Source organism: Paenibacillus auburnensis (genome assembly GCF_927798115.1).
GTDB lineage: Bacteria > Bacillota > Bacilli > Paenibacillales > Paenibacillaceae > Paenibacillus_AQ > Paenibacillus_AQ auburnensis.
The window spans coordinates 19,140-38,890 of the sequence record NZ_CAKMMG010000003.1 but is presented as its reverse complement, the minus strand read 5'-3'; the positions used below and the strand labels follow the sequence as shown (position 1 = coordinate 38,890).

The window sequence follows — 19,751 nt, the reverse complement described above, 5'->3', positions numbered from 1 at the left end:
ATTCTTTTTATAAGAACTTTTTTCATGCTAACAAGAATAACTGGAGGTAAGCTGCTTTATGACTAAAATTTTATTTCCGGAAGGATTCACCTGGGGAGCCGCGACGGCCGCCTATCAAATCGAAGGTGCCTACCAGGAGGACGGGCGCGGCTTGTCCATCTGGGATACCTTCTCCCGCATCCCTGGCAAGGTGATTAACGCCGATAATGGCGATGTGGCCTGTGACAGCTATCACCGTTATCCTGAGGACATCGCCCTGATGAAGGAGCTTGGCATCAAAGCCTACCGTTTCTCGATGGCCTGGCCGCGTATTTTTCCGCAAGGAACCGGAGAAGTGAACCTTAAAGGTCTGGAATACTACCATTCCTTTGTAGACATGCTGCTGGAGAACGGCATAGAACCGGTATGTACGCTGTATCATTGGGATCTGCCGCAGGCGCTGCAGGATCAGGGCGGCTGGACGAACCGCAGCACTATAGATGCTTTTAACGGATATTGCGGGACTGTGTTCCGGGAGTTTCAAGGCAAAATCAAACAGTGGTACACCGTAAATGAGCCGTGGTGTGCGTCCTTTTTGTCCGAATACTATGGTGAACATGCTCCGGGAAACAAGGATTTACAGACTGCTCTTGATGTGGCCCATCATCTGCTGGTAGCACACGGCAGAGCTGTACGGACATTCAGGGAGCTTGGAATGAAAGGCCAGATCGGATATGCGCCCAATGTAACCTGGATGGAGCCATACAGCACCCGCCAGGAGGATATTGACGCCTGCAGACGGCAGACCGGCTGGTTCCTGGAATGGTTCATGGACCCTGTATTCAAGGGTGAATATCCTGCATTTCTGGTGGAATGGTTCAAGAAGGCGGGAGCAGAGCTGCATATTGAGGACGGGGATATGGAGCTCATCAGCGAGCCGATCGATATTCTTGGCATCAACTATTATAACGGCACGGTGGCCCGGCATGATGCAGAAGGCGGATTGATGCAAATCCGTACGCTGGATATGGGGTATGAGCATACGGATATCGGCTGGCCGATTTATCCGCAGGGCTTTTATACTGTGCTTAGCCGGATTCATGAGTTATATGGGGATATTCCCATTTACATTACCGAGAACGGGGCCTGCTACAACGATGAACCGGTGGATGGCGTGGTTGCAGACCAGAAACGGATTGATTTTATCCATAAACATCTGATTCAGCTGGAGCGCAGCATTGCCTCGGGTATCCCGGTTAAAGGCTATTATTCCTGGTCGCTGATGGACAATTTTGAATGGGCATTCGGCTACACCATGCGTTTTGGCCTGATTCATGTGGATTACAAGACTCTGGCAAGAACGAAAAAGGACAGCTTCTACTGGTATCAGGATACGATACAACGCAACGGGATTGAAATCTGAATATAATCTTCTGCATAAAAGGGAGTTCCGCACTATAGCGGGCTTCCTTTTTTTTGCAGTCTTGTAGTGCGAAAGGCCTGATGAAAGCGCATGGCAACAGCTCTTAAATGTTGTCAACAACGTTCATGACGAAACCGTATTTTCAATTTGATGACAAAGAAAGCGCTTTGATTTAGGATGTGTGCATAGGGGATGACCTTACAACAAAGCTTAATCGTAAGTATCCCATTTAATTCAATAGGGGGGCATTATATATGGCCACAACAGCAACAACGCCAGCAACGAAAACCTCATCCGGCGGTGCTAGGGTGAAGCTTCAACAATTCGGCCGCATCCTCAGCGGTATGGTATTGCCGAACATCGGCGCCTTTATCGCATGGGGTTTGATTACGGCATTATTCATTCCAACTGGTTGGATTCCAAATGAAACCTTAGCTGCTCTGGTAGGTCCAATGATCACTTACCTGCTGCCGCTGCTCATCGGTTATACCGGTGGTACCATGGTACACGGCAAACGCGGGGGCGTTATCGCCGCCACAGTGACGATGGGGGTTATCGTAGGTACAAGTGTACCGATGTTCCTCGGCGCTATGGTCGTCGGTCCTTTGTCCGCATGGATTCTGAAACAGTTTGACAAAGCAGTTGACGGTAAAATCAAAGCCGGCTTCGAAATGCTGGTTAACAACTTCTCGCTCGGTATTATCGGCGGCGCGCTGACACTTGGCGCACTTAAAGGAATCGGACCTGTCATTCAATCACTGACCGACGTCCTTGCTGACGGAGTTCAGGTGCTGGTCGATCATAACCTGCTGCCGCTCGTTAACATCATCATTGAGCCTGCAAAAGTACTGTTCCTAAACAACGCAATTAACCAAGGCATTCTCAGTCCTATCGGTGTAGGGGAAGCTGCTAAAGTAGGTAAATCCATCCTGTTCATGCTGGAATCCAATCCGGGTCCAGGTCTGGGTATCCTGCTCGCTTACTGGCTGTTTGGTAAAGGTTCTGCTAAATCCTCCGCTCCGGGTGCGATTATCATCCACTTCCTTGGCGGTATCCATGAAATTTACTTCCCGTATATCCTGATGAACCCGCGTCTGATCCTGGCTGTTATCGGTGGCGGTATGTCCGGTACATTCACTTTCCAAATGCTTGGTGCAGGTCTGGTTGCTTCTCCATCGCCTGGTAGTATCTTTGCTTACTTCGCAATGACACCTAAAGGCGGATATGTTCCAATGCTCGCCGGTGTAATTGTCGCTACTGTAGTTTCATTTGTCCTGGCTTCACTACTCCTTAAGACTGTGAAGAAAACAGATGAGGACGAAATGGATCTGGAAGAAGCAGCAGCAAGAGTGAAAAATATGAAGGCTGCCGGCGCTGTATCCGGAGCAGCATCTGCTGCAGCTGTAAATACATCTGCCAATGTTCGCAGCAAGTCCGAGGTTCAAAAGATTGTCTTCGCTTGTGACGCAGGAATGGGCTCCAGTGCAATGGGTGCTTCCGTTCTAAGAAAGAAACTGCAGAATGCCGGTGTTAACATTACCGTTGTCAATTCGGCGGTCAGTGAAATCCCTGCCGATGCAGACATCGTGGTGACCCAGAAAACGTTGACAGACCGGGCCATTGCCAGCAATCCGAAGGCAGAGCATATTTCAATTGATAACTTCCTCAAGAGTCCGAAATACGATGAACTGGTGGAACGTTTAAAATAAATGAATATGGTTTAGAAATGACGTATAACGCTATATCAGGAGACGCTGGCCGCCAAAGCCAGCGTTTGTCTCCATTTTGGGGCGGAGGTACACGGTTATGAGGAAAGTTACCGCCAGACAGCGCCAGATTATCTGGCTGCTGCTCGGCGTAAATGAAGAAATCACAGCCGCCGAAATCGCCGAGGGCACGGGGGTAAGTGTTAGAACCGTTCACCGCGAGATGGAAGACATAGAACAGACATTGGCGGATTTCGGTCTGGATCTTATCCGGAAATCAGGGAAGGGCATTCAGCTGAGCGGGCCGGAGGACGGTCTGGCGGAGCTGCGACTGTTCCTGCGGCAGGAAAAGCCGGCGGAATACTCCGGCGAGGAACGCAAGGTATATGAGCTGTGTTCGCTGCTGGAGGCTGAAGAGCCAGTGAAGCTGTTTACTCTGGCTCACTGGCTGAAAGTGACTGTTGCAACTGTGAGCTATGATCTGGATGAACTGGAGCCCTGGGTCCGCAAATTTAACCTGCAGCTGGTCCGCAGGAGGGGTTACGGCGTTGAAATCACAGGCAGTGAGATTGACAAACGGCGGGCAATCGGCCGGCTGGCTGCCGAACATCTGGACCTTTCCGATCTGGTAGGTCATGCTCCGCAGATGGCCAGCAGTCCGGTTTTCCGGATTCTGCTCTTGACGGTCGGCAAAAACAATCTCCTGGATGTGGAGAACACGTTATGGGATATGGAATGGCAGTGGACCGCTGAGCTCCCGGAAATTGTATACATGGAGATGCTGCTTGGGCTGGCGGTAACCACCAGACGGATTGCTATTGGCAAAGGGATCGAAAGCGGCGGTGATACGGGCTACCCCAGAATGTCCGACCACCGGAATATTGCCGGTGCGGAGCAATTTGTACAGCGGCTCGGGCCGGCCCTTGAAGAAGACATTCCCCGGGTAGAGATTCTGTATATCGCCGGATTGTTCGACAGGGCACAGGATTCGTTCTCCGCCGGCGGTATTGCCTACGGTGACATTGAACTGATGGAGACGGTCTACAAGCTGACCGAAAGTGTGATCAGGCGCACGGGACTGCCGTTCCAAAGCGACCGCTCTCTGCGGGAAGGGCTGCTGGAGCATATGGAGCCGGCATTCAAGCGGCTGCGTGAGGGTACCCGTATCCGCAATCCGCTGCTGGGCCCGATCCGTAAGGATTATGATTATTTATTTCAGATTGTCCGGGCTGCGGTGGAGGATCTGCAGCTGGAGCTGGAGATTCCCGATGAGGAAATTGCCTTTCTGGTCATGCATTTCGGGGCTTCCATCGAAAGGCTGAATCAGCTGAAACGCAGTGTGCGGGCCATCCTGGTCTGTGCCAGCGGGCTCAGCTCCTCCCGGCTGCTGGCCACCCGCCTGGCCAAGGAGATGCCGCAGATTGAAATTCTCGGGAATATCTCCTGGTATGAGGCTGCGCGCCTGCCGGAGGTTGACTACGATCTGATTATTTCTACGATTGATTTGCCGCTGGACAAAGAGCGCTATATCAAAATCAGTCCCTTGCTTACCGGGGACGAGATCGAGAAGCTGTTAAGCTACATCCAGAATATTACGCTGCGGGAACGGGAGAGCATTCCCAAGAGCGAGACAGACAGGACGGGACGCGAGGTTAGTGCGCTGGACCGTTTGAAGAGCTACAAGGGCATTCTGGATGAAACGGTCAGTCTGCTGGAGCGGTTCCGCTTTTATCCGCTGGATAACGCAGGAATTCCTCTGGACGCAACGATTTCAGCGATGCTTGATTTTCTGAAGGGCAGCGGGGTAATCGGTGATGCCGACATCCTGCTGGAGCGGCTCCTGGAGCGGGAAAGAATGTCCAGTCAGGTCATACCGGATACGGGGCTGGCGCTCTTTCATACCCGGAGCAGCCACATCCATATGTCCTCCTTAACCTTGTACCGCCTGAAGCAGCCGGTTGTGCTGGAAGGGAATACCGAGGTGAGGGTCATTCTGCTGATGCTTGCCCCGCGCAAGCTGTCCAAGGAGAGTCTGGAAGTGCTCAGTGAAATCAGTGCGATGCTGCTGAATTCCGAACTGGTGAAGCTGCTTGAGGAACGGACAGAATCTGAGATCAGGGGTTATTTATCGTCTGAACTGCTACATTTCTTCGAAAATAAAATGTGAAAGCGAGAGAAACCATATGAGTATACTGTCAGAAAACAAAGTAATAATGAACGGTGCCGCCAAAGATAAATACGAAGCGATCACCATGGCCGGCAGACTGCTGGTAGAAGCAGGACATGTAACGGAAGAATACGTACCGAAGATGCTTGAACGCGAGGAAGTTGTATCGACCTATATGGGCGGGGGCCTTGCGATTCCCCACGGAACGAAGGAAGCGAGACCTTTCATTAAATCTACCGGCCTCTCCGTGATCCGGTTTCCGGACGGCGTTGATTTCGGCGGTGATGAGCCTGCTTTTGTTGTGATCGGGATTGCTGCCGCAGGTGACGGGCATATGGAAGTGCTGACGAATGTAGCTATGATCTTCACAGAAGATGATGCTATTGAGCGGGTAATGAGCGCTCCAACCCCAGCGGATGTAATCGCGATCTTTGAAGGAGGACTGGAATAATGAAGGCCGTTCATTTTGGTGCAGGCAATATCGGTAGAGGATTTATCGGACTGCTGCTGTCACAAGCAGGCTATGAGGTCTGCTTCGTTGATGTGAATGAGGCGTTTGTGGCCCAGCTTAAGGAACGCGGGGAATATCCGGTGACACTGGCAAGCGACGGGCAGGAAACAGTACTGGTGAAGAATGTAACCGCTCTGAGCAGTGTTACCCATGCGGATGAGGTGGCCGCAGCGCTTGCCGAAGCGGATCTGGTTACGACCGCTGTAGGTGTTTCCATTCTGAAGCATATTGCCGGTGTCGTGGCAGAGGGAATCCAGAGACGGGTCGCTGTTTCAGATGCGCCGCTGCATGTGATCGCCTGCGAGAATGCTATTGGCGGCAGCGCACAGCTCAAAGAGCTGGTCTATGCGAAGCTGGATGAGGCTACCCGCGCTAAAGCGGATGCTTCTGTAGCTTTTCCGAATGCGGCCGTAGACCGGATCGTGCCGCTGCAGCAGCATGAGGATATTCTGAAGGTGGTAGTGGAGCCGTTCTATGAGTGGGTAGTGGATGCTTCACAGATGATCCCGGGTTATACACCGGTCGAAGGTGTGCATTATGTAGAGAACCTTGAGCCTTATATTGAACGCAAGCTGTTCACCGTGAACACCGGACACTGCTCTGCGGCATATCTGGGCTACCTTCGGGGCTACGAGACCATCCAGCAGGCTATGGCTGATGAGGGTCTGACTGGACTGGTACGCGAAGTCCTGGAAGAAACAGGCGCCGTCCTCGTTCAAAAGCATGGCTTCGACAAAGCTGAACACAGCAAATATATCGAGAAAAACCTGGAGCGTTTCCGGAATCCGGCCCTGACCGATGAAGTGTCGCGTGTAGGCCGCTCGCCGATCCGCAAGCTGTCGCCGAATGACCGTCTGGTGTCGCCGGCTCTGCAGGCATATGATCGTGGCCTTAGCTACAAGGCTCTGACCCGTTCCATGGCGGGAGCACTGCTGTTCCAGGCAAATGATGATCCGGAAGCCGTGGAGCTTCAGGCGGCTATTGCCGAGCTTGGTGCAGAAGCAGCGCTTACGAAATACACCGGCCTGGCTGCTGATCATGAGGTGCACCAGTCCGTGATGGCGGAATACGCCAAGCTGAAATAAGCAGAGGCAAAATATTGCAATCACAAAGAGCAAGGCTTCTCCATTACAGGAGAGGCATTGCTGTTCAGTGAAAATAAAGTATTAGACTAGAATCGTTGATTCAACAACATATTTGAATTGAAAAATCGTCATCTTTCGGAAAAAAGTTTCAGACTGATTTATTAAATGAAGCAGCGGCAGAACAAGACTAGATAAATAAAGTCTTGGACTGCCGCTGTTGTTGTTTAACTAACGTAGCTGGTAGTTCAAAAATGTAAGCCGCTCATAACTTCGGGCTTCGTAATTTCACTTGGTTATAGTAAGTCCGAAAGCATCTCTCCTGAAATTGACTCTATCGTCGCGGTCAGACGATCACGCGGTAGTGAAGATGAACAACGCCAGCTTGGAAGCGGCGCTCACCGAGCAGCTCGAGCCGCATACTGAGGTTGTCCGGTAAAGCTCTCTTCCCTCCACCTAACACAATCGGATTAAGAAGCAGATGACACTCGTCGATCAGTCCCGCGCTCATCGCCTGCCCGGCAAGCTCGGGGCCGCCAATCGTAATGTCGGCTATAGAAGACTCCTTAAGACTTCGGATCGCATCAGCATTGAACTCGCGCTCTATCCTGGTGCTGGCGCTTGACACTGCCTGAAGCGTGCGGGAATATACAATCTTCTCAGCCGCTCGCCAGGTCTGAGCGAATTCCTGCCTTATATCCGGTTGATCGCCGCCGGTGTCAGCCGTCTCCCAGTACACCATCTTCTCGTAGAGTCGACGCCCGTATAGGTAGGTGCCGATCGGCCGCTGGAATCCAGTCCAGAACGCATACGTCTCGTCATTGGATATCCCCCAATCGAAATTGCCGCGCTCGTCCTCAATGTACCCGTCCAAAGATATGTTATTAGCGTAGATCAGTTTAGCCATTTCATTGACGCCCTCCAATTTATTAGATTTGAACGTCTGCCTGCTGCTTGAGGTTCTTGAACTCTTCCTTGATATTTTCTTTCGCCAATCTGGAATTGTTCGACTGTCTCCAGTGTCGGCAATACTCAGAATTTCTATTACGTGTTTATCCAAATCAGCTTAGCACATTTCAGTTGCTATTTACGGCCATCAGTTTAATACTTTATTTTTTTTTACAGGACGAGGGTATCCCGCCTGTTTGATATTTAGCTTAAGACTATTCATATTGCTCAACCAATCGTTATACCAACATTATCTCTTTCTCGAAGTGCCACTTTTATCATTTCTAAGGCATTTCTTGCTCGAAATTCGATAAAATCTCGATTATAACCTGTTTGTTCTTTAATCATATCGAAATGATCCAGAAAAATACGGAATTCTCTTTCTAGGTTTTCTAATTCTTGATCAAATACATATATATTCGTTTCCCTTAATGAATAGATTAATTCGCAACCAAGCTCATGAATAATCTTATGTCCCCAGAGAGTTTTTCTGCAAGACTCAAAGCCAAATAAATCATTATGCGGTTCTGGCACCTGCTGCAATCGTGATAATATTAATAACAGGATAGATCCATACTGTTTCTATTAGAATTACAGGCTAAGGAGGACTAACATGATTAAGGGACTATTTGAGACTCATATCAATGTCAGTAACTACGAGAAATCATCAAGCTTTTATGAAAAATTACTTAACATTATCCCTTTGTACGAGGATCGAGTGCGCAAATCAAAATTCTATTGGGTAGGCAAACCTGGCGAATCTATGTTAGGCATTAGGGAAAATTACCCTAGCCCTCTTGTACAGAGACAACATTTTGCATTTAGGGTCGATGTAGAGGATATCATTCATGCAAATGATTACCTAAAAGCACTTGGTATTGAGAGTACCAATTTCTACGGTGATTCTCCGGAGGAATTAATGGTTTTTCCTTTTATGCCAGCTGTTTCTATTTACTTTGATGACCCGGATGGTCATTCTATCGAGCTCATTGCTATGTTAAACGATGAGCCAAGGACTGAATTGGAAATCATGTCCTGGAAAGATTGGAATCAACTACATACAAAATAACTGATCTTATATACGGATTTTAAACGAACAGAGAACGTTAGTTTAATAATCTTCCATTCATTTAATGACGGGATGAGGTATGCTTGATAACGGATTGAGCAATGTCAGTTCTATTTCATAACAAGGAGGCTATTTATTTGATTCAACAAATTATTGATGCACTAAATGAATTAACAGAAGGTGAGGGGTATTTCTCTATTGATCAAGCCGTACGGGTAGACAGCGACTTGCACCTCACCCTAACCATGTACAAGGAGGTTTACGGAAGAACTGTAGGAAAGCATGCCTCCTGGAGCATTATTTGCGAGGATGTACGTGAAAACAACCTTGGAATCAGCAGCTCATTTCTTTATTTGCGGATTTTGAGAGATCATCCGGTTTTATTTAAATACAACAAACCCTACTTTTGGATTTTAGGTCCAAAAAAGATGGCGGAAAACGAAAAAATTTATGGTCAGCTTTTTAAAGAACTTTCTAATTTTCTAAATAAATATAATGCTGTTAATAGAATTCATGATTTTCTGCCTGTTCAGCCAGGTTTCACTCAAGACCATATTACACTTACCTTTGGGCCTCAGGAAATTGCAGATATTTACCGCAAGGTGCTGGAAAAGGAGTCCATGCAGGTTACGCTCGAGTCCTATCCGTTTATCCACTCCGATACAGGAACGGAACAAATCCTGCTGTTCGTTAATGCAGAACATTCCCTTTATGTTGTCGCTGAACATTTTCATATTACAAGAATGGATTAGCCTGCCTAGGCTTTTGTCAGTTTCTTGGTACCTAATGCACCCTGAACCGATTCGAAATTGGTATTCAAATTGGGATGTACACTTGTATTTATAAACCGATCGGTTTATACTGATGCAAACGGTACAGAAAGTGAGGAAAATTTAATGAATAATTTAACTCCCCCATTCACTCGTGAAACGGCGATCCTAAAAACACGTATGGCAGAAGACAGCTGGAATAGCCGAGACCCGCAGCGCGTCTCACTTGTGTATACTGAAGATTGTTATTGGAGAAATCGGAGCGAATTTATAACAGGCCGCCAAGAAATTGTTTCTTTACTAACTAGAAAATGGGCCAAAGAACTCGACTATCGCCTGATCAAGGAACTTTGGTCATTTACGGATAACCGTATTGCCGTGAGATTCGCATATGAATGGCATGATGATAGTGGCAATTGGTTCAGATCGTATGGAAACGAGAATTGGGAATTCGCAGATGATGGCTTGATGAAGCGTAGATTTGCTTCGATTAATGACATGCCGATTGAGGAAGAGGAACGAAAATTTCATTGGCCTCTCGGCACACGTCCCGCTGAACACCCGAGCCTAAGGGAGTTAAACCTATGACTCGTACTGTTTTTGAAAAATCTGATGTCATCCCTCTCGTTACTGAGGTATTTCGTGAATTAGGTTATGAAGGTGCATCTTTAAGTAAAATTACAGCCCGTACGCGCCTATCAAAGGGAAGCTTATATTATTTCTTTCCAGGTGGAAAAGATGAGATGGCTGCTGAAATTCTTACTCATATTGATCAATGGTTTATCAAGAACATTTTTGAACCGCTCGAAAAGAGTGAACCCCGAGCAGCCATTGATCATATGTGGCAAGCGGTCGATACTTATTTTCAATCTGGACAGCGTATATGCCTTATTGGTGCATTCGCTTTGGACGGAACAAGAGATCGATTCGCTACTGTAATTCGGCAATATTTTATAAGATGGATTGAAGCCTTAAGCGCGGCACTAGTTCAAACAGGGATCTCTAAAGAGACTGCTGATCAAATTTCAGAGGAAACAATTGCTGGTATTCAAGGGGGATTGGTTCTGAGTAGAGCGCTTAATGATGAATCCTTCTTTGAACGTACATTGGCAAATCTGTCACAACGAGTCTCAACTTTTGTTTCTAAAAGCAACTCTCGTCATTAACACGAAAGTCCTTTTAGTAAAACTGGCTTAATTTCTTCTACTCATTAGCGACTTTATGGGAGGTCAGTATCATGAGCAATTTTGTCACAGATCAATTAGAGTTTGTTCGCCGTCAGGCAGTTGATTATGTAAGGAATATAAATGACTCTGGATCGGAAATCATTCCAACAGGTTTGAAAAACAATATAAAATGGAATCTTGGCCACATGTATGTTATACATGAGAAGTTCGCTTTCCAACTTACTGGGGAAGAAACCAAATATCCTGCTAATTTTAGTAAATTGTTTGATCCAGGAACTAAACCGTCTGACTGGAATATAGAGCCTCCAACGTTGTCTCAATTAATTAACTTGTTAACTGAACAAAAGGGAAGGGTTGACTCGATACTTTCAAACAAATTGAAAGAAGAAATCAATCCTCATTACAAGTCCTCTACAGGACTTATCTTTACAAATGTAGAACAATTACTGGGTTTTCTGATTTACCATGAAGCAATGCACTTTGCAACAATTAAAAATATCAAGAGCATAATTGACAGTACTAATTAAATATCGATCATATGGGATATTTGTTAGGATTATAGCCTTATCATATGACGTCGATTAATAGCTCCGTCAGCAACAATAATGCATAGACTGTATTGAGGAGAACCTGGCTTGTTTGAAATATATGCTTTCTAGGCTGAAGCCTACTAAGCAGTTAACTGACGTAACCGGCTGATGGCCCGCTGTCTGGTACTTCAAAAGAGAACCAGGAACTGGTGCCGGGATTGCTCCTGGAGTCGGTTCCCCGCGGGACCGATTAATCCATCTGCAGAGCAGCTATTGCAGGAGCTGTTCTGTGAAAATAAAGTATTAGACTAGAATCGTTGATTTAACAATATATGTGGATTGAAGAATCGTCAGCTTTTGGAAAATAAGTGTTAGACTGATCCCTTAAATGAAGCAGCGGCAGAACAAGACTAGATAAATATAGTCTTAGACTGCCGCTGTTGTTGTTCAACTAACGTTTCCCGTTAGCTTGATAAGCACGCTTTCTTTTATTACACAATATCATCGTACTGCGTAACAATCGATAAGACTCTTGTTGAAAAAACTTCACTAAGCTAACGGGCAGGATTGCGTGGTAATAGTCTTGAATATAATTAAGCATCAATTATGGGTGGCGATACCGATGATCTGTAAACTTTTGAATGGACATAATTTTGATAAATTAAGAGTTGAAGTAAATGTGGATGTATCCAAAAAGTATATAAACGTTTCTAAACATAAAAGAATTTTGATTCCTGTAATAATCGAAACAATAAACCTATATGTCAACGAAGTTAGGCTTAATGAAGATGATGAAATATTTGTTGTCACTGAGTTCTTTAAATCCCTTGCGCAGCAAGGAGAGTTCCCAATGTTTACGTGCTCTTGTGGTAATTTTGGCTGCGGCGGATTCTATATTAAGGTGAATTATAAGAATCAATGTGTATTATGGGAGACTGAGCAGGCCACATATGGAAAGTTTTTATTTTCAAGAAATAATATCAGACTCGTTGCTTTGGAACTCATTAAAGAACTGGCAGAATTTAATGGTTTAAGAAAGGAAAATGGACTAAAACCTTTTCACGATATAGATAGCTATATAGCAAATCTTGATATATTCCTCAATCCAAATAGACAAAGTGATTAAACTAACGGAGAACGTTAGTCCAACAACACAGCGGCAGTCTATCACTTTATTTTCTCGTTCAGATCTTTCGCCATTTAAAAAGCTGACTCTCCCTTCTGCTGCGCAGTATGCGTCAAATGCGACATAAAACCTCCACTTATCTTGTTCAACTATCCTGCCCGTTAGCTTAATGAAGCGCCCGCCAGTCTAACACTTTATTTTTTAGTCTAATACTTTATTTTTGAACACTTGCTCTTTGCGGTTAACGCTTAATCAGATGTACCCAGACAGCATCAGGAGAGGTAGGCCGTTCACTGCCGCCGGGAGGTTCGACTGTCAGTGCGATATTGTCCGCTTCACCAAGCTGTGTCCCCTTCACGTATAAATGCCCCTTGGCAGCTTCAATCTGCACCAGCCCCAGCGTATCCCGCCGGCTGCCGTTTACTGCCCACGCCTGTATGGAATGGCCTTCCTGCAGCATTAAGTCCTCAATCAGCACGAATAGTTCGTTGGAGTGGCCGTTGTACCATACATTGCCGGTAAACTGGTCATCACGGCTCCGGTCCAGCGGGTAGGAAACGGTCTCCGGCCGGTTTAGCACACCTAATGCCTGCGGTTCATAGTTACTTACATAGCGACTGCGTTCGGTAGTGCTGCCTTGTTCAGTCCCGAACAAACCCAGAACCAGAAGACCAGCCAGTGCACATACACCCAAGGCAGCAGCACTTCTGTAGAAAGCCGGTTTGATCGCAGCTGTAGCCAGCCTGCGCCGCCATCCGGTCCGCTGAACCTTCCGTCTAAGCTTCCGGCGGACAGCATCCGCAGGGAACAGGGGGGCCGAGGTCGCCTGATCCGCAGCTGCGTAACCGCCTTCCGTCAGGTGAACTGGCTCCGGAGACGGATCAGCCAGCAGCGGAAGCCATACCTCATACAGCTCGCGGCATTCCGCGCAGAGTGTTAAGTGAATATGCATATCCTCGCGTTTCTTGCCTGTAATGTCCATACCAATCCAATCAATCCATTCTGCTTCGCTGAAGTGGCGCAGAGAAGTACCTGTTCTGTCTCTGTTGTAAAGCGGATCAACGTTTTCGTTTGAGTAACGGTTCATGCTCTGCGCCTCCTTCCGGCTGGTCCACCCAGCCCTGCTTAATGAACTGCTTCCGCATATTTGCAACGCCATATTTAATCCAGGATTTGACCGTACCGAGCGGTACACTCCAGGTTTCTGCCAGTTCCTGATGGGTGTGTGCCTCGAAATACGAGCCGACAATGGCCTGTTTCTGGTTCAAGGGAAGGCCGCTCAGGGCTGAACGCAGCGCTTCGCGCTGGAATCTGCGTACCGCCGGATCCTCTTCCGCAGGCCCGGTCTCGTCCCTGCGCAGCAGATCTGGATCGGCCAGCGGCTCTGTCTTTGCCCTACGGCGAAGCTTGTCAATGCAGCGGCTGCGGGTCATGACCGCCAGCCAGGACTTGATGGAACCGCGTGACGGATCGTAGGCATGTCCTCTGCGCAGCACCTCCAGCATAATATCATGGCAGATGTCCTCTGCCTCCATCTGCTCCTGGGTCACTCTGTATGCAATCTGCATAATGAAGGGGGCATAGCAGGCATAAAATTCATCAAAAGCCGCTGTATCCCCCTCGCACATCTGCGCCAGCCGCATGGCCATCGCCTCGTTGTGCAGGTCCATTGCCGTCTCCCTCCCTCGCTGATACTGCCGCTGTCTCCGGACTGTATTCTCATTCTAAATACGTTTTACCACTATTTCTCTATTTTTTAAAGTCCCGAAAAAATTTATTTCAGAGTGTAAATCCAGCGTTCTTCCTCGTTCGTATTCCTTTACGGAAGAACACTAAGGAGGAATGATTTATGCTGAAAAAAACTGCAAAACCGCTTGCGGCACTGCTGATTCTTATGCTTGCCGCCATGGGCTGGTACACCAATGCAGGCCTTGAGAAGGCTGCTGCGGACGGGACGCTGGAGCTGTATACCCCTTATGTGGAGCTGTCTGCGGCTCCGGGTGAATCCGTCTCCTACCCGATTGATGTAATCAATCACGGAACCTCTACCGCCAAAGCGGCCATTTCCTTTGATGCCGGGGGGAACTTCTGGAAGTATGAGCTTACCGCCGGCGGCCGTCAGGTTCAGCAGCTGGCAGTCAAGGGAGGAGAGACCCAAAACGTGACGCTTCAGCTGGAGGTGCCGCTGGAGATCAACAAGGGAAGCTACAGCTTTGCAGTCAAGACAGGCGCAGGGGAGACACTGCCGCTGAAGGTGAATGTCTCGGAGCAGGGGACCTTCAAAACAGAGCTGACGGTGGATCAGGCCAACATGGAGGGCCATTCCGATACGACGTTTACATATAGCGCAGTTCTGCGCAACCGTACAGCCCAGAAGCAGTCCTATGCACTCACAGCGCATGCGGAGGATGGCTGGGATGTGCGGATCAAGTCGGACGGCAACAGCGTTACTTCTGTGGAGCTGGAAGCTGGAGCTGAGAAGACCATCAGCATCGAAGCCAAACCGCCGGAACAGGTTAAAGCCGGCACCTACAAAATACCGGTGACAGCATCGAGCGGCTCCACCAATACACAGGCTGAACTGGAAGCAGTGATTACAGGTACTTACGGCATACAGCTCAGTACCTCAAACGATGTGCTGAGCACGGATGTCAAGGCAGGCGGAGAGCGCCGGGTGGATCTGGTGATTACCAATACCGGCAGCGTTCCGCTGGAGGATGTTTCACTCGCTTCCCAGGGTACACCGACCGGATGGGAGGTATCCTTCGATCCTTCAACCATCCGCACCATTCAGCCTGGAGCTACCGCAACAACCCAGGCGGTCATCAAATCCAGCGGAAATGCGCTGCCTGGTGATTATGTAGTTAGCCTTACGGCATCCTCTGCCGCGAAGTCAGCGTCGGCAGACCTCCGGGTTACCGTCAAAACCTCGGTCTTCTGGGGCTGGATAGGAGTGCTGATTATCGCCGCCGTAATCGCCGGCATTTACTATCTGTTCCGCAGATTCGGAAGACGGTGAAGCCGATGGATATCCGCGAGAAACAGCCAATGATGACTGAAGAAAAGCTATTGGATTCAGCCAATGCCTCCTCCGGGGAGGCACCGGTCATTGAACTGGAGTCCCTGACCAAGCGCTACGGGGCATTCACCGCAGTAGACAATCTTAGTCTCCGTATCCGCAAAGGAGAGGTGTTCGGGCTTCTCGGCCCGAATGGCGCAGGTAAAACGACGACCATTCTGATGATGCTCGGCTTGACTGAGCGCACAGCAGGCAGTGCCAGAATCTGCGGTTTTGATCCGGCGCGCTCAGCGCTTCAGGTGAAGCGGAGAGTCGGATATATGCCGGATGATATTGGCTTTTACGAAGACCGCACCGGACTGGATAATCTGGTCTATACCGCCAGGCTGAACGGTGCTGCACCTGCAGAGGCGCAGAAAAGAGCCAAAGAGCTGCTGGAAAAGGTGGGCCTGGCCGGAAGCGCACGTGCCAAGGTATCCACCTATTCCCGGGGGATGCGGCAGCGGCTCGGCCTGGCCGATGTGCTGGTCAAGCAGCCCGAGGTTATTATCCTCGATGAGCCGACACTCGGGATCGACCCCGAAGGGGTCCGGGAGCTGCTGCGGCTAATCTCTGATCTCAGCCGCAATGAAGGCATAACAGTGCTGCTCTCCTCCCATCAGCTGCAGCAGGTACAGCAAATCTGCGACCGGGTCGGTTTGTTTGTCCAAGGCAAGCTGATTGCCTGCGGCGATATTGCTACGCTCTCTGTGGAGCTAAACCAGGAACGCCGGGTAGAAGTAGAGCTGGCAGTCCGGCCGTGGAGTGAGGGGCTAAGTGCCCGGCTGAAGGCTTTGCCGGGTGTTCTTGAGGTGCAGAGCGGTGAGTGGAAGAAGGAGGAGGCTATTCCCGGCAGCAGCCGGGTAACAGTGGCCTGCGACCGGGATTTGACCGCCGCCATTGCTTCCGAGGTTATACACAGCGGTGCTGAGCTTTATGACATGCGGCGCAGGGAATTCGGGCTGGATGAGATCTACCACCGCTACTTTGAGAAGAAGGAGGAATAAGGATGATCGCAAAATTATCCGGTGCTATGCTCCCGGAGAAGGTCTGGAACAGGCTGCGCGGAGGGTTCCGGCAGGGCGGTGCAGCCTCTGTTTCTCCGGAGCGTGAGGCAGGCAGCCGTTCCGCTTTCTGGGTGATGGTGCAGAAGGAGCTGGGAGACCACATCCGCAGCTGGCGGTTTACGATTCTGATCGGTATCATCGTACTGGCCTGTATCGGATCGATCTATTCTTCAATCACAGCGATAAAAGGCGGAAGCTCGGACGGGCAGAGCGGCACGACCTTCCTGTTCCTGAAGATGTTCACCCTGTCGAGCAGCACCTTATCGCTCCCGACATTCACCACGTTCCTGTCCTGGCTCGGGCCGCTGATCGGCATTTCACTTGGCTTTGACGCCGTCAATTCCGAACGGAACAAAGGCACATTGGGACGATTGCTGTCTCAGCCGATCTACCGGGACGATTTCCTGAAGGCGAAATTCACAGCTTCACTGCTGCTGATTGCCATTGTGGTGTTTTCGCTCGGGCTATCGGTGACCGGACTCGGACTCTTGACCATCGGTTATCCCCCTACACCGGAGGAATTCTGGCGTATTTTGTTCTTTTTGATTATTGCCGTGGTCTATATCGGCTTCTGGCTGAATCTCTCGATTCTGTTCTCCATCCGCTTCCGCCAGGCAGCCACTTCCGCATTGTCGGGCATTGCTGCCTGGCTGTTCCTGACCTTGTTCTACAGCATGATTATCAATCTGATCGACAGCGCTACGGCGGTATCTCAGATGGCTACCGTCAGTGAGCAGCTGCACCACGCCAATTTCATCCTTACACTGAACAGGCTGTCTCCGACAGAGCTGTTCAGTGAGACGATATCAACGCTGCTGTCGCCGGGTGTGCGTTCTCTTGGACCGCTGACGATGGATCAGCTGGTTGGGGCCATCTCAAGCCCTCTATCACTGGGCCAAAGTCTGCTGCTGGTCTGGCCTCAGCTGACCGGTCTGCTCGCGGCTACAGTTCTCTGCTTCGGGTTGTCCTATTACATCTTCATGCGCCAGGAGGTCCGTTCACGGAACTGACGGTGCATCCAAGATCTACTGAACAAAAAACGGGCGGGATTGAAGGTCAATAGCCTTCATTCCCGCCCGTTTTTTATCGGTTGTGTTCTTAGCTGTTCTCCAGGATGGTCTGGAGTGTGGTGCGGTCCAGTCCTTCAACGAGCTTGATCAGCAACTCCTTGGCCGCCTCGTAATCGTCGCTGTGAATCACGGACGAAGCGGTATGGATGTAGCGAGAGCAGATTCCGATTACCGCAGACGGTACGCCGATTCCGCTGACATGTACTTGGCCGGCATCTGTTCCGCCCTGGGAGACGAAGTACTGGTACTTAATCCGGTGGGTATCTGCTGTATCCTGCACGTACTCTATCAGTCCGCGGTGGGTAATCATGGTCGGATCATAAATGCGCAGCAGTGCGCCTTGGCCGAGCTGGCCGAAGGCCTGGCGGTCGCCGGTCATGTCGGCGGCGGCACTGGCATCCAGGCCGAAGAATATGTCCGGTGCCAGCAGGTTGGCTGCGGTGCGCGCACCGCGGAGGCCAGCCTCTTCCTGCACCGTAGCACCGGCATAGACTGTGTTCGGCAGCTTTTTACCGTGCAGCGCCTTGACCAGTTCAATTGCCAGACCAACGCCATAACGGTTGTCCCAAGCCTTGGCCATAATTTTCTTCGGATTAGCCAGTGGTGTAAACGGGCAGATCGGGAGAATCTGCTGGCCTGGCTTCACGCCGAAGCTCTCAGCTTCTTCCCGGCTGTCTGCACCGATATCCAAATACATTTTGCTGATATCGCCGGTTTTGTTACGTTCTTCCGGGCTGAGCAGATGGATCGGCGTGCTGCCGACCACGCCGGTCAGCGTGCCTTTCGGGGTAATGATCTGCAGCCGCTGTGAAGCCACTGCCGATGCCAGCCAGCCGCCAAGCGGCTGAAACCGGATCATTCCGTTGCCTGTAATACCGGTGACCATAAAGCCTACTTCGTCAAAATGTCCGGCGACCATAATTTTGGGGCCGTTTTCTTCGCCGCGCAGTACGCCGAAGAGGCTTCCCAGCCGGTCCTGCACGAACTCATCCGTATAAGGTAACATAGCATCCTTGACGTAAGCGCGCAGTTCACGCTCGAAGCCCGGAGCTGCGGGGAATTCGGTCAGTGTTTTAAACAAGTCCATCGTTTCTTGGTTCATATGCTTATCGCTCCTTTACTACATATAGTATGAACATTCCGACTTCTCTTGTCTATCTTAGGGTCCCTCCGGCAAACACCGGGCAGCTGCTGTGCGAATAATATGTGGTAGTGGCTCTGAAGGCAGGAGCCGGGAAAGGAAGCGAGAACAATGAGGGTTGCAGGAAGCATTTCCGGGCCTTACGGGCAGGGTGTACCCCGCAAAATGTCGCGCGGAATGCAGAGAAGGTATCCCCGCCGGTACCGGCGGGAGAGCGAAACGGTGCTGATTTTGGTTTTGTTCCTGCTGCTGATAGTGGTGCTGCTGTTTTTTTCCTGAGTATACCAGGACATAATCTGTCGGCAGATGGCGAACAATAAGGAAAAACTTCTAAGAGAAGAAAAATCCGAGGGGAAACGGCAGCCCGATTGTTGCCCTGATATCTTCCCTTCGCCTACATTCCAGGAGGTGTCCCCATTTGCCGGCAAAAACCAAAAAAACCGGTGTCAAGCTGCGGCTTGACACCATGACTCCACAGGACTATGAGAAATTGTCCAAGCCTTTTGTGCCTTCCCGCCCGGTATTCAAAAACTGTATCCGGGCGTTTCTGTCGGGAGGTTTGATCTGTGTGCTGGGACAAGGCATCCAGGAGGCGTTCATGGCTATCTTTGATATGACCTCCCGCGAAGCCTCAAGCCCGACGGTGGCGGTGCTGATCCTTATTTCCGTGATTCTGACCAGCTTTGGCGTATATGATAAATTAGCCCAGTGGTGCGGAGCCGGGACTGCGGTACCAGTCACAGGCTTTGCCAACAGCATGTGCTCCGCGGCGCTGGAACACCGTGCAGAGGGTCTGGTGCTCGGGGTAGGCGGAAATATGTTCAAGCTGGCTGGCTCCGTCATTGTGTTTGGTGTGGTTGCTGCGTTTGTGGTCGGTGTAGTGTACGCTATTATGGGCTGGGGAGGTTCGCACTAAA

General features: G+C 49.7%; 21 protein-coding genes. 16 read left to right on the top strand and 5 right to left on the bottom strand.

Annotated elements, in window-relative coordinates:
* Positions 1-58: 58 nt before the first annotated feature.
* From L6H70_RS14270 to L6H70_RS14250, 5 genes are all read left to right on the top strand, one after another.
* On the top strand, positions 59-1,402 hold the full coding sequence (locus tag L6H70_RS14270) for a GH1 family beta-glucosidase (RefSeq protein ID WP_236334154.1): 1,344 nt from the start codon (positions 59-61) through the stop codon (positions 1,400-1,402).
* 254 nt (positions 1,403-1,656) lie between these two features.
* The gene (locus L6H70_RS14265) at positions 1,657-3,111 is read left to right on the top strand and encodes a PTS mannitol transporter subunit IIBC (RefSeq protein ID WP_236334152.1); all 1,455 of its coding nucleotides are present in this window, start codon (positions 1,657-1,659) and stop codon (positions 3,109-3,111) included.
* 97 nt (positions 3,112-3,208) lie between these two features.
* Entirely contained in the window at positions 3,209-5,275 is a 2,067-nt protein-coding gene (locus L6H70_RS14260; RefSeq protein ID WP_236334150.1) for a BglG family transcription antiterminator, read from the top strand.
* Positions 5,276-5,291: 16 nt separating this feature from the next.
* A complete protein-coding gene (locus tag L6H70_RS14255; protein WP_236334148.1) occupies positions 5,292-5,726 on the top strand; it encodes a PTS mannitol transporter subunit IIA in 435 nt (144 codons plus the stop codon).
* Positions 5,726-6,871: a mannitol-1-phosphate 5-dehydrogenase gene (locus L6H70_RS14250; RefSeq protein WP_236334145.1), complete on the top strand. Its 1,146-nt coding sequence runs from the start codon at positions 5,726-5,728 to the stop codon at positions 6,869-6,871. Before L6H70_RS14255 ends, L6H70_RS14250 begins: the two co-directional genes overlap by 1 nt.
* A 343-nt stretch (positions 6,872-7,214) precedes the next feature.
* On the opposite strand, the gene L6H70_RS14245 is transcribed toward L6H70_RS14250, so the two are convergent.
* Entirely contained in the window at positions 7,215-7,775 is a 561-nt protein-coding gene (locus L6H70_RS14245) for a dihydrofolate reductase family protein (RefSeq protein ID WP_236334143.1), read from the bottom strand.
* Positions 7,776-8,044: 269 nt separating this feature from the next.
* Positions 8,045-8,359 (bottom strand): hypothetical protein, encoded by a 315-nt coding sequence (locus tag L6H70_RS14240; protein WP_236334141.1) that lies wholly within the window; start codon positions 8,357-8,359, stop codon positions 8,045-8,047.
* A 70-nt stretch (positions 8,360-8,429) separates the two neighbouring features.
* Here L6H70_RS14240 and L6H70_RS14235 point away from each other — a divergent pair, with 70 nt between their 5' ends.
* From L6H70_RS14235 to L6H70_RS14210, 6 genes are all read left to right on the top strand, one after another.
* Complete coding sequence (locus L6H70_RS14235) at positions 8,430-8,885, top strand: VOC family protein (RefSeq protein WP_236334139.1); 456 nt, start codon at positions 8,430-8,432, stop codon at positions 8,883-8,885.
* Positions 8,886-9,022: 137 nt separating this feature from the next.
* Positions 9,023-9,637: a hypothetical protein gene (locus L6H70_RS14230; protein ID WP_236334137.1), complete on the top strand. Its 615-nt coding sequence runs from the start codon at positions 9,023-9,025 to the stop codon at positions 9,635-9,637.
* Between the two features lie 144 nt (positions 9,638-9,781).
* Complete coding sequence (locus L6H70_RS14225; protein ID WP_236334135.1) at positions 9,782-10,243, top strand: nuclear transport factor 2 family protein; 462 nt, start codon at positions 9,782-9,784, stop codon at positions 10,241-10,243.
* On the top strand, positions 10,240-10,821 hold the full coding sequence (locus tag L6H70_RS14220) for a TetR/AcrR family transcriptional regulator (protein ID WP_236334133.1): 582 nt from the start codon (positions 10,240-10,242) through the stop codon (positions 10,819-10,821). The genes L6H70_RS14225 and L6H70_RS14220 overlap by 4 nt, the downstream gene beginning before the upstream one ends.
* Before the next feature lie 71 nt (positions 10,822-10,892).
* On the top strand, positions 10,893-11,369 hold the full coding sequence (locus L6H70_RS14215) for a DinB family protein (RefSeq protein ID WP_236334131.1): 477 nt from the start codon (positions 10,893-10,895) through the stop codon (positions 11,367-11,369).
* A gap of 625 nt (positions 11,370-11,994) precedes the next feature.
* Entirely contained in the window at positions 11,995-12,498 is a 504-nt protein-coding gene (locus L6H70_RS14210) for a hypothetical protein (protein WP_236334128.1), read from the top strand.
* 241 nt (positions 12,499-12,739) lie between these two features.
* On the opposite strand, the gene L6H70_RS14205 is transcribed toward L6H70_RS14210, so the two are convergent.
* Positions 12,740-13,585, bottom strand: a complete 846-nt coding sequence (locus L6H70_RS14205; RefSeq protein ID WP_236334125.1) for an anti-sigma factor — start codon at positions 13,583-13,585, stop codon at positions 12,740-12,742.
* Positions 13,557-14,168 carry an RNA polymerase sigma factor gene (locus tag L6H70_RS14200; RefSeq protein ID WP_236334123.1) on the bottom strand — a complete coding sequence of 204 codons (612 nt, stop codon included), beginning with the start codon at positions 14,166-14,168 and terminating at the stop codon, positions 13,557-13,559. The genes L6H70_RS14205 and L6H70_RS14200 overlap by 29 nt, the downstream gene beginning before the upstream one ends.
* Before the next feature lie 179 nt (positions 14,169-14,347).
* Here L6H70_RS14200 and L6H70_RS14195 point away from each other — a divergent pair, with 179 nt between their 5' ends.
* From L6H70_RS14195 to L6H70_RS14185, 3 genes are read left to right on the top strand one after another with little or no spacing between them, the layout of a single operon-like run.
* Entirely contained in the window at positions 14,348-15,517 is a 1,170-nt protein-coding gene (locus tag L6H70_RS14195) for a COG1470 family protein (protein WP_236334121.1), read from the top strand.
* 29 nt (positions 15,518-15,546) lie between these two features.
* Entirely contained in the window at positions 15,547-16,563 is a 1,017-nt protein-coding gene (locus L6H70_RS14190; RefSeq protein ID WP_236334118.1) for an ABC transporter ATP-binding protein, read from the top strand.
* Positions 16,564-16,565: 2 nt separating this feature from the next.
* The gene (locus tag L6H70_RS14185; protein WP_423802825.1) at positions 16,566-17,633 is read left to right on the top strand and encodes an ABC transporter permease; all 1,068 of its coding nucleotides are present in this window, start codon (positions 16,566-16,568) and stop codon (positions 17,631-17,633) included.
* 88 nt (positions 17,634-17,721) lie between these two features.
* Here L6H70_RS14185 and L6H70_RS14180 read toward each other — a convergent pair whose 3' ends face one another.
* Positions 17,722-18,795 (bottom strand): M42 family metallopeptidase, encoded by a 1,074-nt coding sequence (locus L6H70_RS14180; protein WP_236334116.1) that lies wholly within the window; start codon positions 18,793-18,795, stop codon positions 17,722-17,724.
* 150 nt (positions 18,796-18,945) lie between these two features.
* Here L6H70_RS14180 and L6H70_RS14175 point away from each other — a divergent pair, with 150 nt between their 5' ends.
* The gene (locus L6H70_RS14175; RefSeq protein ID WP_236334113.1) at positions 18,946-19,113 is read left to right on the top strand and encodes a hypothetical protein; all 168 of its coding nucleotides are present in this window, start codon (positions 18,946-18,948) and stop codon (positions 19,111-19,113) included.
* Between the two features lie 139 nt (positions 19,114-19,252).
* Positions 19,253-19,750 (top strand): stage V sporulation protein AC, encoded by a 498-nt coding sequence (gene spoVAC / locus L6H70_RS14170; protein WP_370656238.1) that lies wholly within the window; start codon positions 19,253-19,255, stop codon positions 19,748-19,750.
* Position 19,751 lies beyond the last annotated feature (1 nt).

What these genes read in the sequence shown, in the direction of transcription:
- L6H70_RS14190 (WP_236334118.1), top strand. Translation starts at nt 15,547, where the DNA reads ATGATGACTGAAGAAAAGCTATTGGATTCAGCCAATGCCTCCTCCGGG.
- L6H70_RS14235 (WP_236334139.1), top strand. Translation starts at nt 8,430, where the DNA reads ATGATTAAGGGACTATTTGAGACTCATATCAATGTCAGTAACTACGAG.
- L6H70_RS14215 (WP_236334131.1), top strand. Translation starts at nt 10,893, where the DNA reads ATGAGCAATTTTGTCACAGATCAATTAGAGTTTGTTCGCCGTCAGGCA.
- L6H70_RS14175 (WP_236334113.1), top strand. Translation starts at nt 18,946, where the DNA reads ATGAGGGTTGCAGGAAGCATTTCCGGGCCTTACGGGCAGGGTGTACCC.
- L6H70_RS14195 (WP_236334121.1), top strand. Translation starts at nt 14,348, where the DNA reads ATGCTGAAAAAAACTGCAAAACCGCTTGCGGCACTGCTGATTCTTATG.
- L6H70_RS14185 (WP_423802825.1), top strand. Translation starts at nt 16,566, where the DNA reads ATGATCGCAAAATTATCCGGTGCTATGCTCCCGGAGAAGGTCTGGAAC.
- L6H70_RS14220 (WP_236334133.1), top strand. Translation starts at nt 10,240, where the DNA reads ATGACTCGTACTGTTTTTGAAAAATCTGATGTCATCCCTCTCGTTACT.
- L6H70_RS14245 (WP_236334143.1), bottom strand. Translation starts at nt 7,775, where the DNA reads ATGGCTAAACTGATCTACGCTAATAACATATCTTTGGACGGGTACATT.
- L6H70_RS14255 (WP_236334148.1), top strand. Translation starts at nt 5,292, where the DNA reads ATGAGTATACTGTCAGAAAACAAAGTAATAATGAACGGTGCCGCCAAA.
- L6H70_RS14205 (WP_236334125.1), bottom strand. Translation starts at nt 13,585, where the DNA reads ATGAACCGTTACTCAAACGAAAACGTTGATCCGCTTTACAACAGAGAC.
- L6H70_RS14225 (WP_236334135.1), top strand. Translation starts at nt 9,782, where the DNA reads ATGAATAATTTAACTCCCCCATTCACTCGTGAAACGGCGATCCTAAAA.
- L6H70_RS14265 (WP_236334152.1), top strand. Translation starts at nt 1,657, where the DNA reads ATGGCCACAACAGCAACAACGCCAGCAACGAAAACCTCATCCGGCGGT.
- L6H70_RS14250 (WP_236334145.1), top strand. Translation starts at nt 5,726, where the DNA reads ATGAAGGCCGTTCATTTTGGTGCAGGCAATATCGGTAGAGGATTTATC.
- L6H70_RS14210 (WP_236334128.1), top strand. Translation starts at nt 11,995, where the DNA reads ATGATCTGTAAACTTTTGAATGGACATAATTTTGATAAATTAAGAGTT.
- L6H70_RS14200 (WP_236334123.1), bottom strand. Translation starts at nt 14,168, where the DNA reads ATGGACCTGCACAACGAGGCGATGGCCATGCGGCTGGCGCAGATGTGC.
- L6H70_RS14180 (WP_236334116.1), bottom strand. Translation starts at nt 18,795, where the DNA reads ATGAACCAAGAAACGATGGACTTGTTTAAAACACTGACCGAATTCCCC.
- L6H70_RS14270 (WP_236334154.1), top strand. Translation starts at nt 59, where the DNA reads ATGACTAAAATTTTATTTCCGGAAGGATTCACCTGGGGAGCCGCGACG.
- L6H70_RS14260 (WP_236334150.1), top strand. Translation starts at nt 3,209, where the DNA reads ATGAGGAAAGTTACCGCCAGACAGCGCCAGATTATCTGGCTGCTGCTC.